Genomic DNA, 24,999 nt, shown 5'->3' with positions numbered 1-24,999 from the left:
GGCCCCGCCCATCCGGCAGTGGCAACATTTTGATGCAAACTTCGCAGGCGAACTGCCACCCATCTCCGTAGAATTGCTGCCTGGCGTGTGCTGCGTGCGCCCGGGAGCCTTCCCGAATACGGAGAACATTCATTTGTTTTCCGAGAGTCCGTCCATGTTGCATGCAGCCTCCGTACATTCCTGGTATTTGCCGTTCCGTTTTTTTGCGGCCGGCACGTCCATGCGCCACACCCTTCCCTTCTTCTCGCCTTTCGCTGCAGTGGTCCGGTTCATCCGGCGCCATCGTTTCGCTGTGTCCACGTTCCGACGCACCGCTGCTTTTGCGCAGGCGACGCCATGAACGAGGACTCCTTGATGAATGCACCCCTTCCCACTCTCACCTCGCAATCGGTGCTGCGCCGCCTGCTGGCCAGCGAAGCCGCGGGCGGTGTGCTGTTGATGTTCACCGCCGCCCTGGCCATCGTAATCGCCAACAGCCCCTGGGCTGAGGCCTATCAACACCTGCTGCACCTGCCTGTGGGGCCGACGCTCAGCGACAAGCTCGGGCCGATGACCGTGCACCTGTGGATCAACGACGGCCTGATGGCGGTGTTCTTCCTGTTGGTGGGTCTGGAAATCAAGCGCGAACTGGTCGACGGCCGCCTCGCCACCTGGGAGCAACGGCGTCTGCCGGCCCTGCCGGCACTGATGGGCATGGCCGTGCCGGCGCTGATCTACCTGGCGTTCTCGCGCGGCGAACCTGGGCTTGCCAGTGGCTGGGCGATCCCCGCGGCCACCGATATCGCCTTCGCCGTTGGAGCCCTGGCACTGCTGGGGCGGCATGCGCCGCTGTCGTTGAAAGTGATGCTGGTCTCGGTGGCGATCATCGACGACATGGGCGCAGTGGCGATCATCGCGTTGTTCTACACCTCGTCGATCAACCTGCTCGCTCTGGCGGCGGCGGCCGGGATCGTCGTCGTGCTGCTGGCGTTCAACCGCCTGCGCGTGGTGTCGCTGTGGCCCTACCTGCTGGGTATCGCCGCGCTGTGGTACGTGACCCTGCTGTCCGGCGTGCACGCCACCATCGCCGGCGTGGTCGGCGCGCTGTTGATTCCCTACAGCGCCGGTGCCGGCAAAGGTGAAAACGCCAGCCCGTTGCTCAAGCTCGAGCACGGCCTGGCGCCGTGGGTCGGCTTCCTGATCGTGCCAGCCTTCGGCTTCACCAACGCCGGGGTGTCCTTCAGCCACCTGAGCTGGAGCGACGTACTCGCCCCGCTGCCGCTGAGCATTGCCCTGGGCCTGCTGCTGGGCAAGCAACTGGGAGTGTTCGCCGGGGTGCTGCTGGCGGTCAAGACAGGCCTGGCGGCCAAGCCGCGTGGTGCAAGCTGGCTGCAGATCTATGGCGTGGCCATGCTCTGCGGCATTGGTTTCACCATGAGCCTGTTCATTGGCGAGCTGGCCTTCCCGGGGCAGCCGGAGCGCATCGATGAAGCGAAGATCGGCATCCTCCTCGGCTCGCTGCTGTCGGCGCTGATCGCCTGCGCCATCCTGCGCTTTGCGCCCAAGCGCGAGGCCTGACAGGCCTCGTGACCCCATCGCCGGCCAGCCGGCTCCCATAGGTTCAGCGGTGTCTGCAACACCCGCGCGATACCGATGGGAGCCGGCGTGCCGGCGATCGAGGCGGCACGAACAGCGCCAGGCTGTCGGCCCGCACAGCCCTCGATCGATTCGCGACCATTCGTCGAGCTTCCCGCCAGCCCAGCCCAACCCCCGCAGCCCACGCCCTTCTAACGACCATGTGCGCATCATAGCCTTGGAGGGGTAATCGACGATGAACGAACGCTTGTTGGACCCGCTGACGAACACGACCATCTTCGGCATCTCTGTCCTTAATTGGTTGCTGGCCCTGGCAGTCAGCCTCGTCACCTTCCTGGTCGCCCGCTGGGCCATCAGCTTCGTCAAGCGCAGGGTGCAGGGTTGGTCGGCCCATGACGGCCACTTTGCCCAGGTGCTGGCCAAGGTGCTCGAAGGCACCAGCAATTTCCTGTTGTTCCTCGCCGCGCTGCTCATCGGCCTGAGCGTGCTGGACCTGCCGGACCGCTGGCTGGGCCGGGTCAGCAGCCTATGGTTCGTGGTGGCCGCGCTGCAGATCGGCCTGTGGGCCAACCGCGCCATCGCCCTTGGCCTGTCCCGCTACTTCGCCCGGCACAGCAGCGCAGGTCTCTATCAGGGCAGCGCCCTGGCCACGCTGTCTGCCTGGGGCGCCAGGGTGCTGCTCTGGTCGATGGTGCTGTTGGCCATGCTCTCCAACCTCGGGGTGAACATCACCGCTTTCGTCGCCAGCCTGGGCGTGGGCGGCATCGCCGTAGCGCTGGCGGTACAGAACATTCTCGGCGACCTGTTCGCCTCACTCTCCATCGCCGTGGACAAGCCGTTCGAGGTGGGCGACTTCATCGTCATCGGCCCGCTGGCCGGGACAGTGGAGCACATTGGCCTGAAGACCACACGCATTCGCAGCCTCGGCGGCGAGCAGATCGTCATGGCCAACGCCGGCATGATCAGCAGCACCATCCAGAACTACAAGCGCCTGCAAGAGCGGCGCATCGTCTTCGAGTTCGGTCTCTCCTACGACACCCCTACCGAAGCGGTGAAGAAGGCGCCGGGCATCGTTGCGCAAGTGATCCAGAGCCAGGACAAGGTGCGCTTCGACCGTGCTCACTTGCGCGGTTTCGGCAAGGAGTCGCTGGAATTCGAATGCGTCTACATCGTGCTCGACCCGGGGTACAACCTGTACATGGACATCCAGCAGGCGATCAATTTCCAGTTGCTGGAGCAGTTCGCCAGTATCGGCGCGAAGTTTGCCGTGCCAGCACGGGCGATCAAGGTGACCTCGCTGCCGGAAGCCTCGAATCAGATGGGCCGCGGCCAAGGTGGCCTCAAGGCCAGGGAGTGATCAGCCGATCCCTGGGCGAGCCACTTCGAAGTGGCCACGAAACACCGTTTCGACGATCCGCCATTGCCCTTCGAACCGCTGGTAGCGGTCCTGGTAGAACCCGCCCAACTGGCGGGTCGCCCCGGTTTCGCCATCTCGGTTCTGGTAGTGCAAGGCCCAGCGGGCCTGGGCGTTGTCGGCATCCTGGTAGTCGATTTCCGGGTTGGCGGCGTGGTGCAGATCGATCACCCGGGGCACGCACGCCAGCTCGCGGAACAACGCCAGGAACGGTTCCCGGTCGTGGAAAGTGCCAAGAGGCCCATAGTCGATCAGCACTTCACCCGAGGCGAAGCAATCGCGGATGGCCGCCACGTCCTTGAGGTCGCAGGCGTTCAGGTAGCGATGCTTGAGCTGGCGGATCGCCTCCAGGGCTTCCAGCCGGTTGATGCGTTGTTCCAGGTCCACTGCGTTCACCTTCCTTGACGGGTGACTGTGGACCCGACACTACGTCCATCGAATACCGCCTCGCACCCTCCATTCGGACTAGGCCATCAGCGTGCCCGCCCGCCCCGGACGTAGCTGTTCAAGACATCGTTTTGCTTGTTCCCGCCATTGCACAGGCATTCGTTCGAATACTCATCTTTACACTTGATTTACATTTGTGAATCGATACTATTCGCACCCAATAAAAACAACGCGAGTGATTCTCAATGGCAAAAAAGTACGTCGCCCCGGCATCCCTGTCGATGCTGGGCCTGCTGGCAGTGCCTGCTGTTCACGCTGAAACCCAGGACACGCTGGCCCTGCCGGCGACTTCGGTGACCGGTGCCTACGAGCAGCAGAGCTACAAGGCTACCGAAAGCAAGAGTGCTCTGAAGATCGACGCGCCTCTGCGCGACATTCCTCAGACGGTCAACGTCGTTCCTGAAAGCGTGATCAAGGACCAGGGCGCCCAGTCCATGGAAGACGTACTCAAGAATGTGCCCGGGGTCGGCCTGTCCAACGGCGACGGCCAGCGCGACCAGGTCACCATCCGCGGCTTCAACGCCATTGGCGACATGTACATCGATGGCGTGCGCGACGACGCCTTGTATTTTCGCGACTTGTCCAACATCGAGCGCGTCGAGGTCATCAAGGGCCCCGCTGCCGTGCTCTATGGCCGTGGCTCGTCCGGCGGCCTGATCAACAGCGTCAGCAAGAAACCAGGCTTCGACCCCAAGCACGAAGTGGGCATGACCCTGGACACCGAGGGCAAGCGCCGCACCCAGTTCGACACCGGTTGGGCCGACCCGCAAGGCAACCAGGCCTACCGCCTGACCGGCGCCTTCGAAGACAGCGACACCTTCCGCGACGATGGCTACATCGACCGCAAGGCTATCGCCCCGTCGGCCTACTTCCGCCTTTCCGACGACCTGGAGCTGAACCTGGGCGCCACTTACCTGTACGACAAGCGCCTGATCGACTTCGGCATTCCGGCCCTGGGCAACCGCCCCGTGGACGTCGACCGCGACAAGCGCTTCGGCTCCGGCGATGCGGACCAGGACTACGCCCGCAGCGAGGTGTTCTCGTTCACCGCCAGCCTGGACTACCGCATCAACGACGATTTCACGCTGACCAACACCAGCCGCTACTACCACTACGACCTGGACCGTAACAATACCCTGGCCGACAGCAGCCCTACCCGCTTCGTCACCGCGCCGAACGGCGAACTGCTGGTCAAGCTCAACCGCGGCAACGTGGCCCGCGACGAGTACGGTGTGTTCAACCAGACCGAACTCAAGCAGCAGGCGCAACTGGCCGGCATGCGGCACAATCTGCTCTACGGCGTGGAGGTGGGCTACCAGGACAAGTACCAGCGGGTGTTCAACCAGAACAACGTGGCCCAGGTTCCGGTCTATCGCGATGCCTTGGTACCGGTGCCGGAACATGCGGCCAACCTGTCGTCCAAAGGCACCAACTACCAGCAGACCGCTGGCTTCTATGTGCAGGACCTGATCGAGTTGAACGACCAGTGGAAGGCGCTGCTCGGCGTGCGCTACGACATCTTCGGCCAGGAGTACGACGACATCCGCGCAACGGACGTCGACCTGGACCGCACCGACAAGACCTGGAGCCCACGGGTCGGCCTGGTGTACCAGCCGGACCAGATCCAGTCGTACTACGTTTCCGTCAGCCGCAGCTACCAGCCTTCGGGCGAAATGTTCGCGGTCAACGCCGGCAACGCCGACCTGGAACCGGAAAAGACCACCAACTACGAGTTGGGCGCCAAGTGGGACCTGCTCGACAGCAAGCTGTCGGTGACCGCGGCGATCTTCCGCCTGGAGCGCACCAACATGCGTACCCCGGACCCGGTGACCCCTGGCCTGACCATCCTGGCCGGCGAACAGCGCACCGACGGTTTCGAAGCGACCATCAGCGGCCAGCTCTCGGACAAGTGGCAGATCTACGCCGGCTACGCCTTCCTGGACGCCGAGATCGTCAAGTCCAACGCCAAGACCAACGGCGTTTCCAACGAAGGCCAGACCCCGACGCTGACCCCGCGCAACAGCGCGAACGTGTGGCTGGTGCGCACCCTCACCCCGCAGTGGCGTGTGGCCGCCGGAGCCAACTACGTGGACGAACGCTACACCGCCCTGGACAACCAGGTGGTGATGCCTGGCTACACCACCTTCGACGCTGCACTGCTGTACAGCGAACAGCACTGGGACATGGCGCTGCGCCTGAAGAACGCCTTCGACCGCGACTACTACGCCTCCGCCCATGGTTCGGTGGACCTGATCACCCCAGGTGCGCCACGTACCCTGGAAGCGAGCGTGGCCTACCGCTTCTGATCGCCTTTGTGCCCCATCGCCGGCAAGCCGGCCCCACCAGGCCTGCAGCGCAGATCCCCTGCAGGGCTTGCCGGCGAGGGTGCGGGCCGTTTTCATGAGGCCAAGGCGCCAGGTTGCTACACAATTGCGTCACCTCGATAGAGTGGCGCGCATGCCCTGTGGTACGAGGTTCCCACGCCCGCCGCTTGAAGTGGGCGATGACAAGGAACCTCGCACAATGCCATCCCCAAGAACCATAATCGCCGCCACCGCACTCATGCTCGTCGCGCCCCTGCACCTGGCGCTGGCCGATACCGCCCCAGTCAAGCCGAACCTGCTGACTGCCGCCGTCGCGTGGCGACAGACCGCCGCAGAATACCGCGCGCTGTACTACCAAGGCTTCAATCTGGCCAAGCTGCGCCTGGACCAGGCCCTGGCCGAACGCAAGCCTGGGGCCAAGCCACCCGCGATCATCAGCGACCTGGATGACACCCTCCTGAGCAGCAATACCTACTGGGGCGCGCTCATGAAAGAGGACAAGGACTTCTTCGACGACGCGCTGTGGGACCGCTGGGTGGCCGGCAACGGCCCGACGTTGACACCGGGCGCACTGGAGTTCCTCGAATATGCCAAGTCCAAGGGCGTGGAAATCTTCTATGTCTCCAGCCGCGACCAGGGTGACAAGACCGACGAATACGCCCTGGCCAACCTGCGCGCACTGAAGGTGCCCTTCGCCGACAAGGAACATGTGACCATCCTGCGCGAAAGTTCCAACAAGGAGCCTGCACAAAAAGCCGTGGCCCAGCACCATGACGTACTGCTGATGCTCGGCGACAACCTCAACGACTTCAAACGCCGCTACTACGTCGACAACGTCGAGCAGCGCGCCGCCTTGCTGGACGAGGACCGTGCCCAGTTCGGCGAGCGGTTCATCGTCTTCCCCAACCCCACCGACGGGCACTGGATGAAAGCGATTTTCGGTGAATCGGAGCCCGTCGACACCCCTGAAAACCGCGCCAGGTTCCGCGCCGCGGCAGTTGCCGGTGCATGGAAGGCGAACGACTGACCCTCTGTCACTGCGGCGTACCCTTCGCTCATCGCGAAGTTGCGCCGCAACCTGCCGTCGGCGATATCAACCTGATTGCCTAACGCCCCCGCTTTACCTAGGCTAGGGGCCTTTCCTCGCCATGAGACAGGGCCATGTCAGAACACGAAACCGCAAGCGCAGGCCGCTTCAATAGCATCGAAATCCGTGTACTCGGCTCGCTGATCGAAAAACAGGCCACCAATCCGGAAACCTACCCACTGACGCTCAACGCCCTGGTTCTGGCCTGCAACCAGAAAACCAGCCGGGAACCGGTCATGAACCTTTCTCCCGGGCAGGTCGGCCAGGCCTTGCGTACGCTGGAAGGCCAGGACATGACCCGCCTGCAGATGGGCAGCCGCGCCGACCGCTGGGAGCAGCGGGTGGACAAGGCCCTGGAGCTGGTGCCGGCGCAGCTGGTGCTGATGGGGCTGATGTTCCTGCGCGGGCCACAGACACTGGGTGAACTGCTGACCCGTAGCAATCGCCTGCACGACTTCGACGATGTGGAGCAGGTCCAGCACCAGCTCGAGCGCCTGATCGCCCGCGGCCTGGCCCTGCACCTGCCGCGCCAGGCCGGCCAGCGTGAAGACCGCTACACCCATGCCCTGGGCGACCCGGCGGACATCGAGGCGATCCTGGCTGCGCGCCAGCAAGGCGGCGGCGAGCGCAGCGGTGCCAGCAATGTGTCACAGGAGCGAATCGACGCCCTGGAGGCGCGGGTCGCCGCGCTGGAGGCACGCCTGGCCGAACTCGAGGGTTGAGTCAGGGCTGTTCGGCGTCGGGGAAGTTGCGGCAGCTCTTGCGCTCGGCCAACTCCCGGTCGCTGGGGCGCTGGTCGACGAAGACGGTACGGCCGTCGGAATAGATTTCCAGGTACCCCCAGTGCAGGTCCTGCTCCTTCTGCCCGGGCTTGGGCGGCACTAGCCACCAGGGTTCGCGGCTGATGAGGGTCATGGGCATGGTCCGTCAGCGGGTCTGTTTATCACTATAGACAGATACGCCTTGAAGCCATCGCGAGACAAGCCCGCATCCTGTAGGAACGGGCTTGTCTCGCGAAAGGGCCGCAAAGCGGCCCTAGGTTCCTCAGGCTGGCGCCGAGGTGCGGATCAGGTGATCGAAGGCGGCCAGGGAAGCCTTGGCGCCCTCGCCCACGGCGATGACGATCTGCTTGTACGGCACCGTGGTCACATCGCCGGCAGCGAACACACCCGGGATGTTGGTCTGGCCCTTGGCATCGACGATGATCTCGCCACGCGGCGACAGCTCGACGGTTCCCTTGAGCCAGTCGGTGTTCGGCAGCAGGCCGATCTGCACGAAGATGCCTTCCAACGCCACATCATGCATCTGGTCATTGCTGCGGTCCTTGTAGCGCAGGCCGGTGACCTTCTCGCCATCGCCCAGCACTTCGGTGGTCAGGGCACGGGTGATGACCTTGACGTTCGGCAGGCTGTGCAGCTTGCGTTGCAGCACGGCGTCGGCACGCAGCTGGCTGTCGAATTCGATCAGGGTCACCTGGGCGACGATGCCCGCCAGGTCGATAGCCGCTTCCACGCCGGAGTTGCCACCGCCGATCACCGCCACGCGCTTGCCCTTGAACAGCGGGCCGTCACAGTGCGGGCAATAGGCCACGCCACGGGCACGGTATTGCTGCTCACCGGGTACGTTCATCTCGCGCCAGCGGGCGCCGGTGGCCAGGATCACGGTCTTGGCCTTGAGCGACGCACCACTGGCCAGGCGCACTTCGTGCAGGCCGCCATCAGTGGCCGGGACCAGCGCTTCACCGCGCTGCAGGTTCATGATGTCCACGTCGTACTGCTTGACGTGCTCTTCCAGCGCCGTGGCCAATTTCGGGCCTTCGGTTTCCTGCACCGAGATGAAGTTCTCGATCGCCAGGGTATCGAGCACCTGGCCGCCGAAACGCTCGGCTGCCACACCGGTACGGATGCCTTTGCGCGCCGCATAGATGGCTGCCGAAGCGCCCGCCGGGCCACCACCGACCACCAGCACGTCGAAGGCGTCCTTGGCGTTGATCTTCTCGGCCTGGCGGCTGCCGGCGTTGGTGTCGATCTTGCCGAGGATCTCCTCCAGGCCCATGCGGCCCTGGCCGAAGACTTCGCCGTTCAGGTAGATGCTCGGCACCGCCATGACCTTGCGCGCCTCGACTTCATCCTGGAACAGCGCACCGTCGATGGCTACGTGGCGCACGTTGGGGTTGAGCACTGCCATCAGGTTCAGCGCCTGGACCACGTCCGGGCAGTTCTGGCACGACAGCGAGAAATAGGTTTCGAAGGTGAACTCGCCTTCCAGCGCCTGGATCTGTTCGATCACTTCGGCACTGGCCTTGGACGGGTGGCCGCCGACTTGCAGCAGCGCCAGCACCAGGGAGGTGAATTCATGGCCCATAGGGATGCCGGCGAAGCGCAGGCTGATGTCGGCACCCGGGCGGTTGAGCGAGAACGAAGGGCGACGGGCATCGCTGCCGTCCTCGCGCAGGGTAATGAGGTTCGACAGGCCGGCGATCTCCACCAGCAGGTCGTGCAATTCGCGGGACTTCGCGCCGTCGTCGAGGGAAGCAACGATCTCGATCGGCTGGGTGACCCGCTCCAGGTAGGTTTTCAGTTGCGATTTAAGCGTGGCGTCCAACATACGGGCGATTCCTTTTTCAAAACTCGGATACAAAAACGCCCAGGCGAGGTCGCCCGGGCGTTTGACGGGGCGGTAGGTATTTCAGCTTTGGCGGCTGTCTACCGCCCGCGATTGACGCATCGACTTAGATCTTGCCGACCAGGTCCAGGGATGGCGCCAGGGTCGCCTCGCCTTCTTTCCACTTGGCCGGGCAGACTTCACCCGGGTGGGCGGCAACGTACTGGGCAGCCTTGACCTTACGCAGCAGCTCGCTGGCATCGCGGCCTACACCACCGTCGTTGATTTCGACGATCTTGATCTGGCCTTCGGGGTTGATCACGAAGGTGCCGCGATCAGCCAGGCCGGCTTCTTCGATCAGTACGTCGAAGTTGCGGGCGATGACGTGGGTCGGGTCACCGATCAGCGGGTACTGAATCTTGCCGATGGTGTCCGAGGTGTCGTGCCAGGCCTTATGGGTGAAGTGGGTGTCGGTGGACACACCGTAGATTTCCACGCCCAGCTTCTGGAACTCGGCGTAGTTGTCGGCCAGGTCACCCAGTTCGGTCGGGCAGACGAAGGTGAAGTCGGCTGGGTAGAAGAACACGACGGACCACTTGCCTTTCAGGTCGGCTTCGCTGACCTGGACGAACTCGCCCTTGTGGTAGGCGGTAGCGTTGAACGGTTTGACCTGGCTGTTGATGATTGGCATGAGAGACACTCCTTCATGGGGTTGAAATCAGTTGACGGAGAGAATCCTAACCAACGAGATCGATAAACGCTCATTGGCAAACCTCATGCTTGTGATTGGTTTTGGCTATAACCGCGGTTAATTAATAGAAGGGATTGGGCTGAGCAAAGGATTGCGGGGGCTTGGATCATTCGCCGGCAAGCCCGCTCCCACAGGGTGTGGTTGGCGAAGTACCGGTGGGAGCCGGCTTGCCGGCGATTGGCCAGAACGGGCAACAGCATCATGAATCCTGAGCGAGCAGGGCTGGTTGAGTGCAGGGTGATTACCCACACAGGGATGCGATCTGGCTTTGGGTAAAGGGTTGTCTTCATCGCCGGCAAGCCGGCTCCCACAGGGTGCGGTTGGCGCTGCACCAGTGGGAGCCGGCTTGCCCACAACCATAGAATCTCCCACAGCTGCGCTGTCGCGCAGAGAACAATGTACCTCTGTGGGAGCCGGCTTGCCGGCAATGAGAAATGACAGATCAGCGCGTGGCCGTGCGCATGGTGACGAACTCTTCGGCAGCGGTCGGGTGCACGCCGATGGTCTCGTCGAACTGCTGTTTGGTCGCGCCGGCCTTGAGGGCGATACCCAGGCCCTGGATGATCTCGCCGGCATCCGGCCCGACCATGTGGCAGCCCAGGACCTTGTCAGTGTCGGCATCGACCACCAGCTTCATCAGGGTCTTTTCCTGGATGTCGGTCAAGGTGAGTTTCATCGCGCGGAAGCGGCTCTCGAAGATCTGCACGTTGTGCCCGGCCTCCAGCGCCTGCTCCTCGGTCAGGCCCACGGTGCCGATCGGCGGCTGGCTGAACACCGCGGTGGGGATGTTCTGGTAGTCGACCGGGCGGTACTGCTCGGGCTTGAACAGACGCCGCGCCACGGCCATGCCTTCGGCCAGGGCCACCGGTGTGAGCTGGACGCGGCCGATCACGTCGCCGATGGCGATGATCGAGGGCTCGGTGGTCTGGTACTGCTCATCGACACGGATGAAGCCGCGGGCATCGAGCTCGACCCCGGTATTTTCCAGCCCCAGGTTGTCCAGCATCGGACGGCGCCCGGTGGCGTAGAACACGCAATCGGCGACCAGCTCGCGGCCGTCCTTGAGGGTGGCCTTGAGGCTGCCGTCGTCCTGCTGGTCGATGCGTTGGATGTCGCTGTTGAACTGCAGGTCCAGGCCGCGCTTTTCCAGTTCTTCCTTGAGGTGGGAACGCACCGAGCCGTCGAAGCCGCGCAGGAACAAGTCACCCCGGTAGAGCAGCGTGGTGTCGGCACCCAGCCCCTGGAAGATCCCCGCGAACTCCACGGCGATGTAGCCGCCGCCAACCACCAGTACACGTCGCGGCAATGCCTTGAGGTAGAACGCCTCGTTGGAGGTGATGGCCAGTTCCTTGCCCGGGATGTCAGGCACCTGCGGCCAGCCGCCGGTGGCAATGAGAATATGCCGGGCGCTGTAGCGCTGGCCTTCGACTTCCACCTCTTGGGCGCCAGTGATGCGTGCATGGCCCTGCAGCAGGGTCACACCGCTGTTGACCAGCAGGTTGCGGTAGATACCGTTGAGGCGCTCGATCTCGCGGTTCTTGTTGGCGATCAGGGTGGCCCAGTCGAAGTGCCCTTCCTCGAGGGTCCAGCCGAAACCTGCCGCCTGCTCGAGCTCATCGGCCACATGGGCACCGTACACCAGCAGCTTCTTGGGCACACAACCGACGTTGACACAGGTGCCTCCCAGGTAGCGGCTCTCGGCCACCGCCACCTTGGCGCCGAACCCCGCGGCGAAGCGCGCCGCACGCACACCGCCGGAACCGGCGCCAATCACGAACAGATCAAAATCGTAGGCCATGTATTCAGTCTCCTTGGCTGCGCCCAGCATACCGCCGTTGCGCGCCGGGAACAAAAAAGCTACCCAAGGAATAAACGATCAGGGCCGCTACGCCCCCCATCGCCGGACAAGCCCTTGTAGGAACGGGCTTGTGCCTCGATGGGGCGCGTAGCGGCCCCAATGAATGTCACGCGTGATTTCGAACCGGAGGCGAATCAGTACGCCTTGCCGGTCTTGTAGTAGTTCTCGAAGCAGAAGTTGGTCGCCTCGATGTAGCCTTCGGCGCCACCGCAGTCGAAACGCTTGCCCTTGAACTTGTAGGCCAGCACGCAGCCGTCCTGGGCCTGCTTCATCAGCGCGTCGGTGATCTGGATTTCACCACCCTTGCCTGGCTCGGTGTTCTGGATGATGTCGAAGATATCCGGGGTCAGGATGTAGCGGCCGATGATCGCCAGGTTCGACGGGGCATCTTCGGGCTTGGGCTTCTCGACCATGTTGGTCACCCGGTAAATGTCATCGCGGATCATGTCACCGGCGATCACACCGTACTTGTTGGTTTCCTGCGGGTCGACTTCCTGGATGGCGACGATCGAGCAGCGGAACTGGTTGTACAGCTTGACCATCTGGGTCAGGATGCCGTCGCCCTCGGGGTTGACGCACAGGTCATCCGCCAGCACCACGGCGAACGGCTCGTCGCCGATCAGCGGACGGCCGGTCAGAATGGCGTGGCCCAGGCCTTTCATCTCGGTCTGGCGGGTGTAGGAGAAGGAGCACTCATCCAGCAGGCGGCGAATACCGACCAGGTACTTTTCCTTGTCGGTGCCCTTGATCTGGGTTTCCAGCTCGTAGCTGATGTCGAAGTGGTCTTCCAGGGCGCGCTTGCCGCGGCCGGTAACGATGGAGATTTCGCTCAGGCCGGCATCCAGGGCCTCTTCGACGCCATACTGGATCAGTGGCTTGTTGACCACCGGCAGCATTTCCTTGGGCATGGCTTTGGTAGCAGGCAGGAAGCGAGTGCCGTAGCCGGCTGCCGGGAACAAGCATTTCTTGATCATATACATCCTTAAACAAAGGCTGGGCCTGTGGAGTTCGGCGCAGTCTAATCAGGCGGCACTCACCTTACAATGCCCTGCCCCTGGCCGACCGATGCCATGATAGAGATAACCCAGTGCCGATAGTTCCGACGGGTCATAAATATTGCGACCATCGAACAGCACCGGCATGCGCATAAGGCCGCGCACGCGCAGGAAATCCGGTTGACGGAACTGCTTCCATTCGGTCACCAGCACCAGTGCGTCGGCCCCCTCGACACAGGCATAGGGGTCCTGGGTCAGGCGCAATTGGGCGCTGGCCAACGCCTGTGGATAACGTGCGGCGACCCCGCCCAGGGCGGCCGGGTCGCACGCCTGCACCCGTACCCCCGCAGCCAACAGGGCGTCGAGCAGCACCAGGCTGGGGGCTTCGCGCAGGTCGTCGGTGCCCGGTTTGAAGGCCATCCCCCAGATCGCCACGTTACGCCCACGCAGGAAGCCGCCGAAGTGCTGGCGCAGGGCTTCGAACAGCAAGGTCTTCTGCGTTTCGTTGCGCGCCTGCACGGCCTGGAGAATGGCCGGCTGGTAGCCCTGCTGCTCGGCGCAGTGGATCAACGCACGCACATCCTTGGGGAAGCAGGAGCCGCCATAGCCGCAGCCGGCGTAGATGAAATGGCTGCCGATACGCCGGTCGCTGCCGATACCCCGGCGCACCTGCTCGATATCCACGCCCAGGCGCGCGCAGAGCCCGGCCAGTTCATTGACGAAGGAAATGCGCGTGGCGAGGAAGGCGTTGGCCGCGTACTTGCTGAACTCGGCGGCGCGCGTGGACATCAGCAGCACCCGCTCGCGGTTGCGCACGAACGGCGCATAGAGGCGCTGCAGGCACTGGCTGGCCGGTTCACTGTCGCTGCCGATGATGACCCGGTCGGGGCGCATGAAGTCATCCACGGCGCTGCCTTCCTTGAGAAACTCAGGGTTGCTCGCCACCTCCACGGCAAAGCGCGCACCCCGCTCGCGCAGCCCATTGGCGATATGCCGGGCGACGCGCTCGGCTGTGCCCACCGGCACGGTGGACTTGTTCACCACCAGGCACGCCCTGCTCAAGTGGCGACCAAGGCTGTCGGCCACACCCAGCACATGTTGCAGGTCGGCCGAGCCATCCTCCTGGCTCGGCGTGCCGACGGCGATGAACACCACCTCGGCACCTGCCAGGGCCTGGCCCCATTGGTTGCTGAACCTCAACTGGCCGGTACCCAAGCCGGTCTGCAGCAGCGCCTGCAACCCGGGTTCGTAGATCGGGCATTGCCCCTGACGCAATTGCGCCAGGCGCGCCTGGTCGCGCTCCAGGCACACCACGCGGTTGCCCATTTCGGCAAAACAGGCCGCCGTGACCAACCCCACATACCCCGCCCCGATCACACAGAGTTCCATGGCCGCGCTCCCTTTCGAAGATTGCGGCCATTGCACCCCAGGCGCCGTTGCAGGGCCGTGACAGGTCGGGGTCAAGGGTGTGACACGTCAACTGCCGGTGCCCTGCCCGACCAGCACGCCATCGACCTTCTGCCCGTACAGGTTGACACCGTCATTGGCGTGATACTTCACTCGGGTCTTCTCGATCGAGCCGTCCACCAGGCGCGGATCCTGAGGGCGTTCGTGGCGGTTGATCCACGCGGCCACGTCCCAGGCCTGCTGGTCGCTCAGGCTGCCGGCGCGCCCCAGGGGCATGTTGTGCTTGATGAACGAGGCCGCAGTGTTGATTCGGTGCATACCGGCGCCCCAGTTGTAGGAGTCCTTGCCCCACAACGGCGGCATCACGTACTCGCCGGCCACCTTCTGGCCTTCGCCCTGGTCACCGTGGCACAGCGCGCACTGCTCGCGATAGACCTGCTCGCCGCGCTTGAAATCATAGCCAGCGGCCGGCTGCGCCACTTCCGGATAGCCACGCCCTGGCGTCTCGACCCCCGTGGGTGCCTGGGTCGACAGCCAGTAGGCGTAGACACTGAGCGCCGTCATCTGCGGGCTATCGGCCGCCGGCGGCGTGCCATTCATGCTGAACTGGAAGCACCCCTGGATACGCTCGGCGAAGGTGTTGACCTTGTCGTTCTTCTTGCGATAGGCCGGATACATTGGGTAGGCGCCCCACAGCGGTGCAGAATGGGCCAGGCGCCCTTGGTCCAGGTGGCAGTTGCTGCAGTTCATGCCGTTGCCCACCGCTTCGGGCATCAAGCGTCGGGTGTCGACGAACAGGGCATGCCCCTGACGCACCATCTCGCCGAAGGCATTGTCGGGCAAGTCGCTTTCGGCCGGCGGGCTGAACTTCGGCGCGGCCTGGCTGCCGGGCACCTTGAGCTGGGACTGGTCTTCCATGGCGATCGGCGCCGCCTGGGCATTGCCCAGGGCCAGTAATACCAGGGCTGGGTATATCGGCTTCATGGCTGGGCCTCCTGGCTGACGGGCTGGGCGAAGAACGCGGCGACGGCCTTGACCTCGTCATCGGTCATGGCCTTGGCCACGCCGACCATCAACTGGTTGGGATCGTTGCTGCGGCTGCCGTCGCGCCAGGCATTGAGCTGCGCCACCAGGTAACTGGCCGGCTGCCCGGCCAATGGCGGGAAGTGCTCACCGACGCCACCACCGCCCGGACCGTGACACTGCACGCAGCCTGGTATCTGGCGGCTCCAGTCGCCATACAGGGCCAGGCGCGACACCGGGTCCCCGGCGATCTGCTGGCGGCGCAGGTTGGGTGCAGGGTCGGCAGGCAGGCTGGCGAGGTAGGCGCTGACGGCCTTGATTTCTTCCTCGTCCAAGGCCTTGGCGAGCGGTTCCATGACGGCCTGCTTGCGGCTGCCCTTGCGAAAATCGCTCAATTGCTTGCTCAGGTAGCCGGCCGACAGGCCAGCCAGGCGGGGGAAGCCGGCGGCGGCGATGCCTTTGCCGTCCGGGCCATGGCAGCCCAGGCAAGCCATGGCGGCGGGGTTCTGCCCGCCCTGGGTGAAGATCTTCTGGCCATCGACGGCATGCGCCGTGGGCCAGGCCAGGATCAGCAGGCTGCCGATCGCGACGCGACTCAACGGTTTCATCACGGAACGCTCCATTTTCCTTGTTATAAGCTTAGGCTTATTCGGTATAAGCCAAAAAAGAGTAGGCCTATCCCCGGTGGGGAACAACGCCCACCGGACAAGAAAATGGCAATTTGCCTGCTAATCGCTCATTAACTGAGCTGGATCAAGATCCTGAGATGCACTGGGTCGCCGCGGTGCGCACGTCACCCAGGCGCAGGGGGAAGTTGTTCAGGCGCTCGTGCAGCTTGATGCTGCTGCCACTGCCACGTTTGTCGATGTCCACCAGCGCCGCAGGACCGGCACCTGCGGACAGTTTCTGCGGCACGATCAGGCGCAGGCCGTCGTCGCCCAGGGGCTCTTCGACCAGAGGGTCGCGGGTTTCGGCCAACTTGCTCTTGACGCAGTCGGCATACTGGCGAGGCGTCTTGCCGGACATCACGTCCAGGGTCTCCCGGGATTGTTCAAGCTCCGAAACACTGACACAGCCGCCCAGCGCCACCAACGACATCGCCGCTACCAACCCCTTCATTCGCACCACCTTTCGATCGACAAGAAACGGTTGGACAACAGCCGGGCGGATTTGCTCCCTGCTTTGGCAGATTTATCTTTGGCCTAACCATCCGGGCGCGAGTCCATCCTGACATCGTGGTATCGTTTGCCTTTGCTGAACCAATCCTTGCGGAGCACCCCATGAAATTCGTACACCAGCGCGAGCACCTGAACGAGGACGACGTGGTCGTCATCGAATGCTCCCAGCGCTGCAATATCCGCCTGATGAACGACGCCAACTTCCGCAGCTTCAAGAATGGCGGCCGGCACACCTACCACGGTGGCCACTTCATCAAGTTCCCAGCCAAGATCACCGTACCCAGCACCGGCTTCTGGAACATCACCATCGACACCGTGAGCCCGCGCCCGATCTCGGTGACGCGCAAGCCGACCTTCACCCACAAGATCAAGATCATTCGCCGTTCGTCCTCCAGACTCGGATAAGGCCCCGCCATGACCCAGACCATCAAATACGTGATCAAGTACAAGCTCGACGGCGAGCGCCGCTGGGACTTCGCCTTGATGCCCGACGCCTCCCAGGAACAGGCCCTGGAAGCGCTGCGCAAGATCCATGGCGAAGACGCCGAGAAAATCAGCGACATCCAGGTCAGCAAGGCCCTGTAATTCCCCGCCCGATCCTCGCCCACAAGGAGTAGCGCATGAGCAACTGGCCCGACCGACGCATTCTCGATCTGCTGGGCATCGAGTTGCCCATCCTCCAGGCCCCCATGGCGGGGGCCACCGGGTCGGCCATGGCCATCGCCGTGGGCAACGCCGGCGGGCTCGGCGCCCTGCCCTGTGCCATGCTCAGCGCCGAGCAGGTGCGCGCCGAGATCGAGGCGTTTCGTGCAGGCTGCCAGGGCCCGCTCAACCTGAATTTCTTCTGCCATCAGCCGCCGGCGCCCGACGCCGAGCGCGACCTGCGCTGGAAGCAGGCACTCAAGCCCTACTACGAGGAAACGGGGGCGGACTTCGACGCACCGACACCGGTCTCAAACCGCGCACCGTTCGATGAGCAAAGCTGCCAGTTGGTGGAGCAACTACGCCCCGAGGTGGTGAGCTTTCACTTCGGCCTGCCCCAGGCCGACCTGCTGCAACGGGTCAAGGCCAGTGGCGCCAAGGTGCTGTCCAGCGCCACCACGGTGGAAGAAGCGGTGTGGCTTGAGGCCAATGGCTGCGACGCGATCATCGCCATGGGCTACGAGGCGGGTGGTCATCGCGGCATGTTCCTGAGCGAAGACATCACCAGCCAGGTCGGCACCTTCGCCTTGGTGCCCCAGGTAGCGGATGCGGTCCAGGTACCGGTGATCGCTGCCGGCGGCATCGGCGACCACCGCGGCCTGGTCGCCGCCCTGGCCCTGGGCGCCTCGGCGGTGCAGGTGGGCACCGCCTACCTGTTCTGCCCGCAGGCCAAGGTATCGCCGGCCCATCGCCGCGCGCTGGACAGCGCCCCGGCCAGCGACACGGCATTGACCAACCTGTTCACCGGTCGCCCCGCCCGCGGCATCAACAACCGTATCATGCGCGAGCTGGGGCCGATGAGCCCGCTGGCACCGCGTTTCCCGCTGGCCGGGGGTGCGCTGATGCCTTTGCGAGCGATCCGTGACCCTCAAGGCAACAGCGACTTCAGCAACTTATGGGCGGGCCAGGCGTTGCGCCTGGGGCAGCACCTGGATGCGGGCGAGCTGACCCGGCAGATCGCGGGCCAGGCCCTGCAGCAGCTGGGCCTGGCTCCACGAATGTAGTCAGGCAGGCTGCGCGGCCCTTGCAGCTGCACGCCGACGGGTCAAGGCAATCAGCAGGATGAAGCAGGTCACCCCGGCAGTCATCAGCGTCTCGTAGCGGTAGGCATCGCTGAACAACATGTAGCCCAGCACCATGACGATCAGGCCGATCACCAGCCAGGTCAGCCAGGGGAACAGCCACATCTTCAGCGCCAGCTCCGCGCCTTCGCGCTCAGCTCGGGCACGCATGCGCAGTTGCGACACGGCGATCACCAGGTACACCAGCAAGGCGATGGCGCCGGTGGTCGACAGCAGGAAGCCGAATACCTTGCCTGGGAACACATAGTTGACGAAGCAGCCGACGAAGCCCGCCAGGGTGGACAGCACCACCGCCACGGTGGGCACGCCGTTGCCGGAGATGCGCTTGATCGTCCGCGGAGCCTCGCCCCGTGCACCCAGCGAGTAGAGCATGCGCGACGCAGTGTAGAGGCCTGAGTTCATGCAACTGGTCACCGCCACCAGTACCACCAGGTCTACCATCAGCTTGGCACCCGGTACGTTCAGCACCTCGAGTACGCGCTGGAACGAACCAACGGCCTTCAGGCCCGGGTCGTTCCAGGCCACCAGCGACACCACCAGGAAAATGGACGCCAGATAGAAGATGGCGATGCGATACACCACCAGGTTGGTCGCGCGGCGGATCTTCTCCTTGGGGTTGGCGGTCTCGTCGGCCGCGATGGTGACGATTTCCGCGCCGAAGAACGAAAAGATGGTGATCAGCACGCCCCCGAGCACGGTACCGAAGCCATTGGGCATGAAACCGCCGTTGGCCCACAGCTGGCTGACACCGGAGGTCTCGGCCAAGGGCCAGACGCCGAACACGGCAAGGCTGCAGATACCGATGAAAGCCAGGATGGCGATCACCTTGACCAGGGCGAACCAGTATTCGAACTCACCGAAGTTCTTCACGCTGATGAGGTTGGTGCCCGACAGCACGATCATGATCAGGAAGGCAAACAGCCAGGACGGCACCGCCGGGAAGTAGGCGTGGAGGATGTCCGCGCCAGCGATGGCCTCGACCGGGATGATCAACACCCAGAACCACCAGTACAGCCAGCCGATGGTGAAGCCCGCCCACGGGCCGATAGCCTCGGCAGCATAGGTGGAGAACGAACCGCTGTTGGGGTTGGCGATGGCCATTTCGCCGAGCATGCGCATCACCAGCAGGACCAGCAGGCCGGTCATGGCGTAGGAGATGAGGATGGCCGGGCCGGCGGTGGCGATGGCGTTGGAGGAGCCGATGAACAGGCCCGCGCCGATGATGCCGGCGATGGAAATCATGGAAACCTGACGCGACGTCAGGCCGTGCTGCAGCGAACGCTGTTTCTTTTGTTGTTGCGATGCCATGGGGAACCCTCGAATGGGTCGGCCGCCGCAAGGGGCGGCTGAAAAATGGAGCAGAATGCGGGTAAGTCGTAATTGTTGAGTTGTTGTTGTTTTGTTCGGAAACAGGCGCGGGGCACGCCTGCGTGCCGATCATCCGAACGTCAAGGCCGCGTGCGGATAGTTATCTTGGGCGCATAACTTTCGGCACAACCAATACGCGTTGGCAGATCGACAACCTTCATGTTTTTCTCCTACATCGACAGCGGGTTGTAATCGTTGACGCGGGTCAGTATTAATCTATAAGGCGAGGTCAACAAACGACCTTTTCGAAGCACATAATTCCGTTTAGGAATGAATTCCTTCCATTTTTGCTCGGTACGCGCTGCCCATGTCCAAACGCCTGATGCCCTCCACCACCGCCCTGCAGTGCTTCGAGGCAGCTGCCCGCCACCTGAGCTTCACCCGCGCCGCACAGGAGCTGCACCTGACCCAGAGCGCGGTCAGCAAGCAGGTGGCGCAGCTCGAGGACATGCTGTCGCACCCACTGTTCCAGCGCATCCGCCGGCGCCTGCACCTGACGCCGGCCGGCGCGCTGTACCTGACCGAAGTGAACAAGATCCTCACCCAGATCGACATCTCCAGCCGCTACATCCTCAGCTACGGTGACGAGACCGAGGTGCTGCGCATCGCCACCCAGCCGACCTTCGGCGCGCGCTGGCTGGTGCCCAGGCTCAAGGGGTTCGGTGAACGCCACCCGCGCATCCACCTGGATATCCGCAACGAGCTGGAGCCGTTCGACCTGCTGCAGGCCAAGGCCGACATCGCTTTCTTCTTCGGCCAAGGCACCTGGCCGGGCGCCACCTGCATCGAGCTGTTCAGCGAGGAAGTGGTGCCGGTCTGCGCACCGGGCCTGCGCGAGCAGCACCGCCTGGACAGCGCCCAGGCACTCACCGAGCACCGCCTGTTGCAATGCGCCTCGCGGCCGGAGGCATGGCATGAATGGTTCCTCGGCCTGGGCCTGCACAGCGAGAACAGCTATCACGGCCCGCGTTTCGACACGTTCTACCTGTGCATCCGCGCGGCCATTGCCGGCTGCGGCATCGCCCTGATCCCGCGCTACCTGGTGGCCGAGGAGCTGGCGGAAGGCAAGCTGGTGGTGGCCTGGGACCACCCGGTGGCGAGCAACGGCAGGCATTTCATCGCCCATGCCGAACATGCGGCCGAGGTGCCCAAGGTACGGGCGTTCGTGCAATGGATACGAGAACGCGTGGCCCAAGGCCTGTAAAACCGCTTTATTCACGAATTGAAGGAATGACCGCAATCGAATAATTCGTTTGCACAAGTAGAGGCCGGCACGCTTCGATAATAAAAAACCCAAACAAAAGGTTTGCGTGCACATGCAACAGGAAAGTATCAGCCAATCCATTGCCATCGTTCATCCGATTACACTTTCCCATGGCCGCAATGCCGAAGTCTGGGATACCGACGGCAAGCGTTACATCGACTTCGTCGGTGGCATCGGGGTACTCAACCTGGGCCATTGCAACCCCGCCGTGGTAGAGGCGATCCAGGTTCAGGCCACTCGCCTGACCCATTACGCGTTCAACGCGGCGCCCCACGGCCCATACCTGGAACTGATGGAGCGGCTGCGACACTTCGTGCCGGTCAGCTACCCCTTGGCGGGCATGCTGACCAACAGCGGTGCCGAAGCGGCTGAAAATGCCCTGAAAGTGGCACGCGGCGCGACGGGCAAGCGTGCCATCGTCGCCTTCGATGGCGGGTTCCATGGGCGCACTCTGGCCACCCTGAACCTCAACGGCAAGGTAGCGCCCTACAAGCAACGCGTGGGTGAGCTGCCGGGGCCGGTCTACCACCTGCCCTACCCCAGCGCCGATACCGGGGTGACCTGCGAACAGGCGCTCAAGGCCATGGACCGGCTGTTCAGCGTCGAGCTGGCGGTGGAGGACGTGGCGGCATTCATCTTCGAACCGGTGCAGGGCGAAGGCGGCTTCCTGGCGTTGGACCCGGTATTCGCCCAGGCACTACGCCGATTCTGCGACGCGCATGGGATTTTGATCATCATCGATGAGATCCAGTCCGGGTTCGGCCGCACCGGCCAGCGCTTCGCCTTCCCGCGCCTGGGGATCGAGCCAGACCTGTTGTTGCTGGCCAAGAGCATCGCCGGTGGCATGCCCCTGGGCGCCGTGGTCGGGCGCAAGGCGATCATGGACTCGCTGCCCAAGGGCGGCCTGGGCGGCACCTATTCCGGCAACCCGATCGCCTGCGCGGCGGCACTGGCCAGCCTGGCGCAGATGAGCGACGAGAACCTGGCGACCTGGGGCGAGCGCCAGGAACAGGCTATCGTCGCACGCTACGAACGTTGGAAGGCCTCTGGCCTGACCTCGGCCCTGGGCCGCCTGACAGGCACCGGGGCCATGCGCGGCCTGGAGTTGGTCACTGCCGACGGCAGCCCGGCACCTGCGCAGCTGGCCAAGGTGATGGAGGCTGCGCGAGCCAAAGGGCTGTTATTGATGCCCAGCGGCAAGGCGCGGCACATCATTCGCCTGTTGGCCCCGCTGACCATCGAACCTGACGTGCTCGAGCAAGGCCTGGATATCCTCGAGCAGTGCCTGGCCGAACTGGACTGAGCTCCGGGCTTTCAGAGCCCCAGTTCCTCGGGCGTGAGCATGTCGGACTCGAAGGCGATCCAGCCGCCTTCGAGCTCGGCGTGGCCGTTGACGATGGGGCCGTAGTAGGTCAAGCCGTTTTCCAGGGTCACGCAGATATGCGTGGCGGGCTTTTCCGGCGCCGCCAAGGTGCCAACGAAGTGCACTTTCTTCAGGGTTTCGGTAACCGCTTCCAGACCCACGCGCATGTTGGGATTTTCCATTGCTTCGGCATCGCCCCCACGGTCTTCGGCGCTGACGGTTACGGTGGCGATGTAGGGGTATTTGCTCAATCGAGGTGCCTCGTGAAAACTGGGACGGCGCAGCAGGCGCCAGGGGGGTCTAGTGTGGTGTTTCACAAATAACAACCATAAGTCGCGGCGCTTTTTGGTCGTATTTGCAAAACACCACACCAGGGTACGGCAGGTAACGGCCAGGCGCGAGGGGCGCAGGGAATATTTGTACGGGCATACTGGCCCAATCGCCGGCAAGCCGGCTCCCACAAGCATGAAGTCAGCGCAGGCCTGGTGGGAGCCGGCTTGCCGGCGATTGGGCCAGTGCTGAGGAGACCTCCCTCTGCCCACCGACATGGCCTCCCCCGCCCCAATCTGTTAGGGTGCCCGCCGATGCACGCCACACCACACGAGGATCCCGAGTGAGCGCCGAAGAACCCCTGATCGCCGACCTGTTCGAGGTCGACAAACGCCTGACCCTCAAGCCCGTCGTGGATTTCAACAGCTACCTGCGCAACGCCTTCGGTGAAGGGGCCTGCCGCTGCCACCGTTGCGCCGACCTGGGCGGCGACGAGAGCGGCTACGCCCACCGCCACACCTTCGCGCTGGAAGGCCGCACGCTGCATCGGCGCTTCGCCAACACCGCCGGCAGCGATGTGCTGCAGGTACTGAAGAAGGCCTGGCTGTCCTACACCAAGGCCGACCTGCAGCAGGTGGGCGAACTGGACCTGGCCACCGTCAAGGCGTTCACCGAGGCGGCGCTGCACGAACGCCTGCTGGCCCTGCTGCCCGCCAGCGGCCTGGCCCGGGAAAGCGACGGCCAGTGGCACCTGCTGGCCCTGGCCGACTGACGCACACCGCTGGCCGCCCGGGCTCAGTGCCCCTGGCGGCCATGCAGGATGGCGCGACCCTTCTCCAGGTACGCATCCATCTCCTGCTGCGGCACCATGCTGCCGCCCGTCGCCCATACCAGGTGGGTGGCATTGGCCATGCGCCGCGCGTCTAGCCCCATGCGCTGGCGATACCCTTGGTTTTCCAGCAGCACCTGGCCCATGCCCGGCACGCCCGCCGCCGCCGAGGGCTCCAGCTGCTCGTCTTCGAGCCGGTCCATCAGGGCCAGCAGGCGGAACAGTTCGGCATCGCTGACGGTGTAATAGCCATCTACCAAACGCTGCATGCTGCGCCCGACGAACCCCGAGGGCCGTCCGACCGCTAGCCCGTCGGCGGCGGTATGGTTGTCCAGGCCGAAGTCATAGACCGAGACCTGCTCGTGCAGCCCGGTATAGACCCCCAGCAGCATGCATGGCGAATGGGTGGGCTCGGCGAATAGGCAATGCACCGCATCGCCGAACGCCTGCTTCAGGCCAAAGGCCACACCACCGGGCCCACCGCCGACGCCACACGGCAGGTAGACGAACAACGGGTGGTCGATATCGACCTGGATGCCTGCGTCCTGCAACTGCCCGCGCAGGCGCTCGGCGGCCACGGCGTAGCCGAGGAACAGATCGGTGGAGTTTTCGTCATCGACGAAATGGCAGTTAGGGTCGGCATCCGCTTCGCGCCGCCCTTGGGCCACGGCAACGCCGTAGTCGGCCTCGTATTCGCGCACCTCCACGCCACAGGCGCGTAGGCGATCCTTCTTCCATTGACGGGCATCGGCGGACATGTGCACCGTGGTCCGGAACCCAAGCCGGGCCCCCATCACACCAATGGACAGCCCCAGGTTGCCGGTGGAGCCGACGGCGATGCTGTATTGGCCGAAGAAGGCGCGCGCCGCGTCGCTGTCGAGCCTTGCGTAATCATCCCCCGGCTTGAGCAGGCCGTGGGCCAGGGCGAGGTCCTCGGCGTGCTTGAGCACCTCGTAGATACCGCCCCGGGCCTTGATCGAACCGGAAATGGGCAGCTGGTTGTCGGCCTTGAGCCACAGCCGGCCGCTGGGTGCGATATCCAACTCGTCGCACAGCGCGGCCTGCAGGGTCGGCAAGGGCCGCAAGGGTGACTCGATGAGGCCTGCGGACGCCGCCGTCTGCGTAAACGCCGAGGCGATGAACGGCGCAAAACGCTCAAGCCGGGCGCTGGCCTGGGCGATATCGGCAGCGCCCAGCGGCACATCGGCAAGAGCCTGTGCGCTGGGCGCGACGCCCGGGTTGAACCAGGCAACCTGCGCATGGCGCACCAGGTCGGCGATCAGCGGGTGCTGCTGGCACCAGGTTTCCAGCGGGACGGCAAGGGCCATGGGGGACTCCAGGGAATCGGCGAACGAGCCCTGGATTAGGCGGCACATGCCCTTGCCTTGGCAACCGTCGGATACTCAGCCGCCGCCCCGGCAGGTTCGTCATCGTCTGCTACCTTGGGAGAACCCGCTC

General features: G+C 64.0%; 24 protein-coding genes. 11 read left to right on the top strand and 13 right to left on the bottom strand.

The features are described from left to right. The first annotated feature begins 354 nt into the window (after positions 1–354). Positions 355–1,557, top strand: a complete 1,203-nt coding sequence (nhaA, locus tag ACNFG0_RS00315; RefSeq protein WP_416763734.1) for a Na+/H+ antiporter NhaA — start codon at positions 355–357, stop codon at positions 1,555–1,557. A gap of 253 nt (positions 1,558–1,810) precedes the next feature. Next, positions 1,811–2,932, top strand: a complete 1,122-nt coding sequence (locus ACNFG0_RS00310; RefSeq protein ID WP_416763733.1) for a mechanosensitive ion channel family protein — start codon at positions 1,811–1,813, stop codon at positions 2,930–2,932. Here the strand turns inward: ACNFG0_RS00310 and ACNFG0_RS00305 are convergent, their stop codons facing one another. Next, complete coding sequence (locus tag ACNFG0_RS00305) at positions 2,933–3,376, bottom strand: nuclear transport factor 2 family protein (RefSeq protein ID WP_416763732.1); 444 nt, start codon at positions 3,374–3,376, stop codon at positions 2,933–2,935. Positions 3,377–3,621: 245 nt separating this feature from the next. Between ACNFG0_RS00305 and ACNFG0_RS00300 the strand changes: the two genes are divergently transcribed. The 3 genes from ACNFG0_RS00300 to ACNFG0_RS00290 all read left to right on the top strand — a co-directional run bounded on the left by ACNFG0_RS00300 (position 3,622) and on the right by ACNFG0_RS00290 (position 7,569). Continuing rightward, the gene (locus ACNFG0_RS00300) at positions 3,622–5,742 is read left to right on the top strand and encodes a TonB-dependent receptor (protein ID WP_416763731.1); all 2,121 of its coding nucleotides are present in this window, start codon (positions 3,622–3,624) and stop codon (positions 5,740–5,742) included. Between the two features lie 217 nt (positions 5,743–5,959). Then, positions 5,960–6,787, top strand: coding sequence for a 5'-nucleotidase, lipoprotein e(P4) family (locus tag ACNFG0_RS00295; protein WP_416763730.1), 828 nt, complete (start codon positions 5,960–5,962; stop codon positions 6,785–6,787). Between the two features lie 134 nt (positions 6,788–6,921). Then, positions 6,922–7,569 carry a YceH family protein gene (locus tag ACNFG0_RS00290; protein ID WP_196143307.1) on the top strand — a complete coding sequence of 216 codons (648 nt, stop codon included), beginning with the start codon at positions 6,922–6,924 and terminating at the stop codon, positions 7,567–7,569. Position 7,570: 1 nt separating this feature from the next. On the opposite strand, the gene ACNFG0_RS00285 is transcribed toward ACNFG0_RS00290, so the two are convergent. From ACNFG0_RS00285 to ACNFG0_RS00245, 9 genes are all read right to left on the bottom strand, one after another. Continuing rightward, complete coding sequence (locus ACNFG0_RS00285) at positions 7,571–7,762, bottom strand: hypothetical protein (protein WP_196143308.1); 192 nt, start codon at positions 7,760–7,762, stop codon at positions 7,571–7,573. Between the two features lie 129 nt (positions 7,763–7,891). Further along, complete coding sequence (ahpF, locus tag ACNFG0_RS00280) at positions 7,892–9,454, bottom strand: alkyl hydroperoxide reductase subunit F (protein ID WP_196143309.1); 1,563 nt, start codon at positions 9,452–9,454, stop codon at positions 7,892–7,894. Between the two features lie 124 nt (positions 9,455–9,578). Then, positions 9,579–10,142: an alkyl hydroperoxide reductase subunit C gene (ahpC, locus tag ACNFG0_RS00275; RefSeq protein WP_070091596.1), complete on the bottom strand. Its 564-nt coding sequence runs from the start codon at positions 10,140–10,142 to the stop codon at positions 9,579–9,581. A gap of 502 nt (positions 10,143–10,644) precedes the next feature. Next, positions 10,645–12,000 (bottom strand): glutathione-disulfide reductase, encoded by a 1,356-nt coding sequence (gorA, locus tag ACNFG0_RS00270; RefSeq protein ID WP_196143310.1) that lies wholly within the window; start codon positions 11,998–12,000, stop codon positions 10,645–10,647. A gap of 194 nt (positions 12,001–12,194) precedes the next feature. After that, positions 12,195–13,034: a UTP--glucose-1-phosphate uridylyltransferase GalU gene (gene galU / locus ACNFG0_RS00265; RefSeq protein ID WP_084859143.1), complete on the bottom strand. Its 840-nt coding sequence runs from the start codon at positions 13,032–13,034 to the stop codon at positions 12,195–12,197. Between the two features lie 48 nt (positions 13,035–13,082). After that, entirely contained in the window at positions 13,083–14,444 is a 1,362-nt protein-coding gene (locus ACNFG0_RS00260; RefSeq protein WP_196155960.1) for a UDP-glucose dehydrogenase family protein, read from the bottom strand. Between the two features lie 87 nt (positions 14,445–14,531). Further along, a complete protein-coding gene (locus ACNFG0_RS00255) occupies positions 14,532–15,446 on the bottom strand; it encodes a c-type cytochrome (protein ID WP_416763729.1) in 915 nt (304 codons plus the stop codon). Then, positions 15,443–16,093 carry a c-type cytochrome gene (locus ACNFG0_RS00250; RefSeq protein ID WP_416763728.1) on the bottom strand — a complete coding sequence of 217 codons (651 nt, stop codon included), beginning with the start codon at positions 16,091–16,093 and terminating at the stop codon, positions 15,443–15,445. The genes ACNFG0_RS00255 and ACNFG0_RS00250 overlap by 4 nt, the downstream gene beginning before the upstream one ends. Before the next feature lie 145 nt (positions 16,094–16,238). Next, positions 16,239–16,604 (bottom strand): hypothetical protein, encoded by a 366-nt coding sequence (locus tag ACNFG0_RS00245; RefSeq protein WP_196143314.1) that lies wholly within the window; start codon positions 16,602–16,604, stop codon positions 16,239–16,241. A 161-nt stretch (positions 16,605–16,765) separates the two neighbouring features. Between ACNFG0_RS00245 and ACNFG0_RS00240 the strand changes: the two genes are divergently transcribed. From ACNFG0_RS00240 to ACNFG0_RS00230, 3 genes are read left to right on the top strand one after another with little or no spacing between them, the layout of a single operon-like run. Next, on the top strand, positions 16,766–17,068 hold the full coding sequence (locus tag ACNFG0_RS00240) for a DUF1883 domain-containing protein (RefSeq protein WP_084859148.1): 303 nt from the start codon (positions 16,766–16,768) through the stop codon (positions 17,066–17,068). A 9-nt stretch (positions 17,069–17,077) separates the two neighbouring features. Then, positions 17,078–17,248, top strand: a complete 171-nt coding sequence (locus ACNFG0_RS00235) for a hypothetical protein (protein WP_172403075.1) — start codon at positions 17,078–17,080, stop codon at positions 17,246–17,248. Positions 17,249–17,283: 35 nt separating this feature from the next. Then, on the top strand, positions 17,284–18,369 hold the full coding sequence (locus ACNFG0_RS00230; RefSeq protein WP_196155958.1) for an NAD(P)H-dependent flavin oxidoreductase: 1,086 nt from the start codon (positions 17,284–17,286) through the stop codon (positions 18,367–18,369). On the opposite strand, the gene ACNFG0_RS00225 is transcribed toward ACNFG0_RS00230, so the two are convergent. Beyond that, complete coding sequence (locus tag ACNFG0_RS00225) at positions 18,370–19,755, bottom strand: amino acid permease (RefSeq protein WP_196143316.1); 1,386 nt, start codon at positions 19,753–19,755, stop codon at positions 18,370–18,372. 367 nt (positions 19,756–20,122) lie between these two features. Between ACNFG0_RS00225 and gcvA the strand changes: the two genes are divergently transcribed. Together gcvA and ACNFG0_RS00215 are read left to right on the top strand one after the other, a co-directional pair. Continuing rightward, complete coding sequence (gene gcvA / locus ACNFG0_RS00220; protein WP_416763727.1) at positions 20,123–21,019, top strand: transcriptional regulator GcvA; 897 nt, start codon at positions 20,123–20,125, stop codon at positions 21,017–21,019. Between the two features lie 112 nt (positions 21,020–21,131). Then, positions 21,132–22,382, top strand: a complete 1,251-nt coding sequence (locus ACNFG0_RS00215) for an aspartate aminotransferase family protein (RefSeq protein WP_196143318.1) — start codon at positions 21,132–21,134, stop codon at positions 22,380–22,382. An 11-nt stretch (positions 22,383–22,393) separates the two neighbouring features. On the opposite strand, the gene ACNFG0_RS00210 is transcribed toward ACNFG0_RS00215, so the two are convergent. Next, on the bottom strand, positions 22,394–22,693 hold the full coding sequence (locus ACNFG0_RS00210; RefSeq protein WP_084859152.1) for a hypothetical protein: 300 nt from the start codon (positions 22,691–22,693) through the stop codon (positions 22,394–22,396). Positions 22,694–23,055: 362 nt separating this feature from the next. Between ACNFG0_RS00210 and ACNFG0_RS00205 the strand changes: the two genes are divergently transcribed. Further along, positions 23,056–23,484, top strand: a complete 429-nt coding sequence (locus tag ACNFG0_RS00205; protein ID WP_196167003.1) for a hypothetical protein — start codon at positions 23,056–23,058, stop codon at positions 23,482–23,484. A gap of 23 nt (positions 23,485–23,507) precedes the next feature. On the opposite strand, the gene dsdA is transcribed toward ACNFG0_RS00205, so the two are convergent. Then, positions 23,508–24,869 (bottom strand): D-serine ammonia-lyase, encoded by a 1,362-nt coding sequence (gene dsdA / locus ACNFG0_RS00200; RefSeq protein ID WP_416763726.1) that lies wholly within the window; start codon positions 24,867–24,869, stop codon positions 23,508–23,510. Between the last annotated feature and the right edge of the window lie 130 nt (positions 24,870–24,999).

It is taken from the genome of Pseudomonas sp. NY15372, from assembly GCF_048068215.1.
Classification (GTDB): Bacteria; Pseudomonadota; Gammaproteobacteria; order Pseudomonadales; family Pseudomonadaceae; genus Aquipseudomonas; species Aquipseudomonas guariconensis_A.
This window is presented reverse-complemented; position numbering and strand designations above follow the sequence as displayed.

What these genes read in the sequence shown, in the direction of transcription:
- ACNFG0_RS00250 (WP_416763728.1), bottom strand. Translation starts at nt 16,093, where the DNA reads ATGAAACCGTTGAGTCGCGTCGCGATCGGCAGCCTGCTGATCCTGGCC.
- nhaA (WP_416763734.1), top strand. Translation starts at nt 355, where the DNA reads ATGAATGCACCCCTTCCCACTCTCACCTCGCAATCGGTGCTGCGCCGC.
- ACNFG0_RS00260 (WP_196155960.1), bottom strand. Translation starts at nt 14,444, where the DNA reads ATGGAACTCTGTGTGATCGGGGCGGGGTATGTGGGGTTGGTCACGGCG.
- dsdA (WP_416763726.1), bottom strand. Translation starts at nt 24,869, where the DNA reads ATGGCCCTTGCCGTCCCGCTGGAAACCTGGTGCCAGCAGCACCCGCTG.
- ACNFG0_RS00300 (WP_416763731.1), top strand. Translation starts at nt 3,622, where the DNA reads ATGGCAAAAAAGTACGTCGCCCCGGCATCCCTGTCGATGCTGGGCCTG.
- galU (WP_084859143.1), bottom strand. Translation starts at nt 13,034, where the DNA reads ATGATCAAGAAATGCTTGTTCCCGGCAGCCGGCTACGGCACTCGCTTC.
- ACNFG0_RS00255 (WP_416763729.1), bottom strand. Translation starts at nt 15,446, where the DNA reads ATGAAGCCGATATACCCAGCCCTGGTATTACTGGCCCTGGGCAATGCC.
- ahpC (WP_070091596.1), bottom strand. Translation starts at nt 10,142, where the DNA reads ATGCCAATCATCAACAGCCAGGTCAAACCGTTCAACGCTACCGCCTAC.
- ACNFG0_RS00245 (WP_196143314.1), bottom strand. Translation starts at nt 16,604, where the DNA reads ATGAAGGGGTTGGTAGCGGCGATGTCGTTGGTGGCGCTGGGCGGCTGT.
- gorA (WP_196143310.1), bottom strand. Translation starts at nt 12,000, where the DNA reads ATGGCCTACGATTTTGATCTGTTCGTGATTGGCGCCGGTTCCGGCGGT.
- ACNFG0_RS00215 (WP_196143318.1), top strand. Translation starts at nt 21,132, where the DNA reads ATGCAACAGGAAAGTATCAGCCAATCCATTGCCATCGTTCATCCGATT.
- ACNFG0_RS00290 (WP_196143307.1), top strand. Translation starts at nt 6,922, where the DNA reads ATGTCAGAACACGAAACCGCAAGCGCAGGCCGCTTCAATAGCATCGAA.
- ACNFG0_RS00230 (WP_196155958.1), top strand. Translation starts at nt 17,284, where the DNA reads ATGAGCAACTGGCCCGACCGACGCATTCTCGATCTGCTGGGCATCGAG.
- ACNFG0_RS00310 (WP_416763733.1), top strand. Translation starts at nt 1,811, where the DNA reads ATGAACGAACGCTTGTTGGACCCGCTGACGAACACGACCATCTTCGGC.
- ahpF (WP_196143309.1), bottom strand. Translation starts at nt 9,454, where the DNA reads ATGTTGGACGCCACGCTTAAATCGCAACTGAAAACCTACCTGGAGCGG.
- ACNFG0_RS00225 (WP_196143316.1), bottom strand. Translation starts at nt 19,755, where the DNA reads ATGGCATCGCAACAACAAAAGAAACAGCGTTCGCTGCAGCACGGCCTG.
- ACNFG0_RS00295 (WP_416763730.1), top strand. Translation starts at nt 5,960, where the DNA reads ATGCCATCCCCAAGAACCATAATCGCCGCCACCGCACTCATGCTCGTC.
- ACNFG0_RS00235 (WP_172403075.1), top strand. Translation starts at nt 17,078, where the DNA reads ATGACCCAGACCATCAAATACGTGATCAAGTACAAGCTCGACGGCGAG.
- ACNFG0_RS00240 (WP_084859148.1), top strand. Translation starts at nt 16,766, where the DNA reads ATGAAATTCGTACACCAGCGCGAGCACCTGAACGAGGACGACGTGGTC.
- gcvA (WP_416763727.1), top strand. Translation starts at nt 20,123, where the DNA reads ATGTCCAAACGCCTGATGCCCTCCACCACCGCCCTGCAGTGCTTCGAG.
- ACNFG0_RS00285 (WP_196143308.1), bottom strand. Translation starts at nt 7,762, where the DNA reads ATGACCCTCATCAGCCGCGAACCCTGGTGGCTAGTGCCGCCCAAGCCC.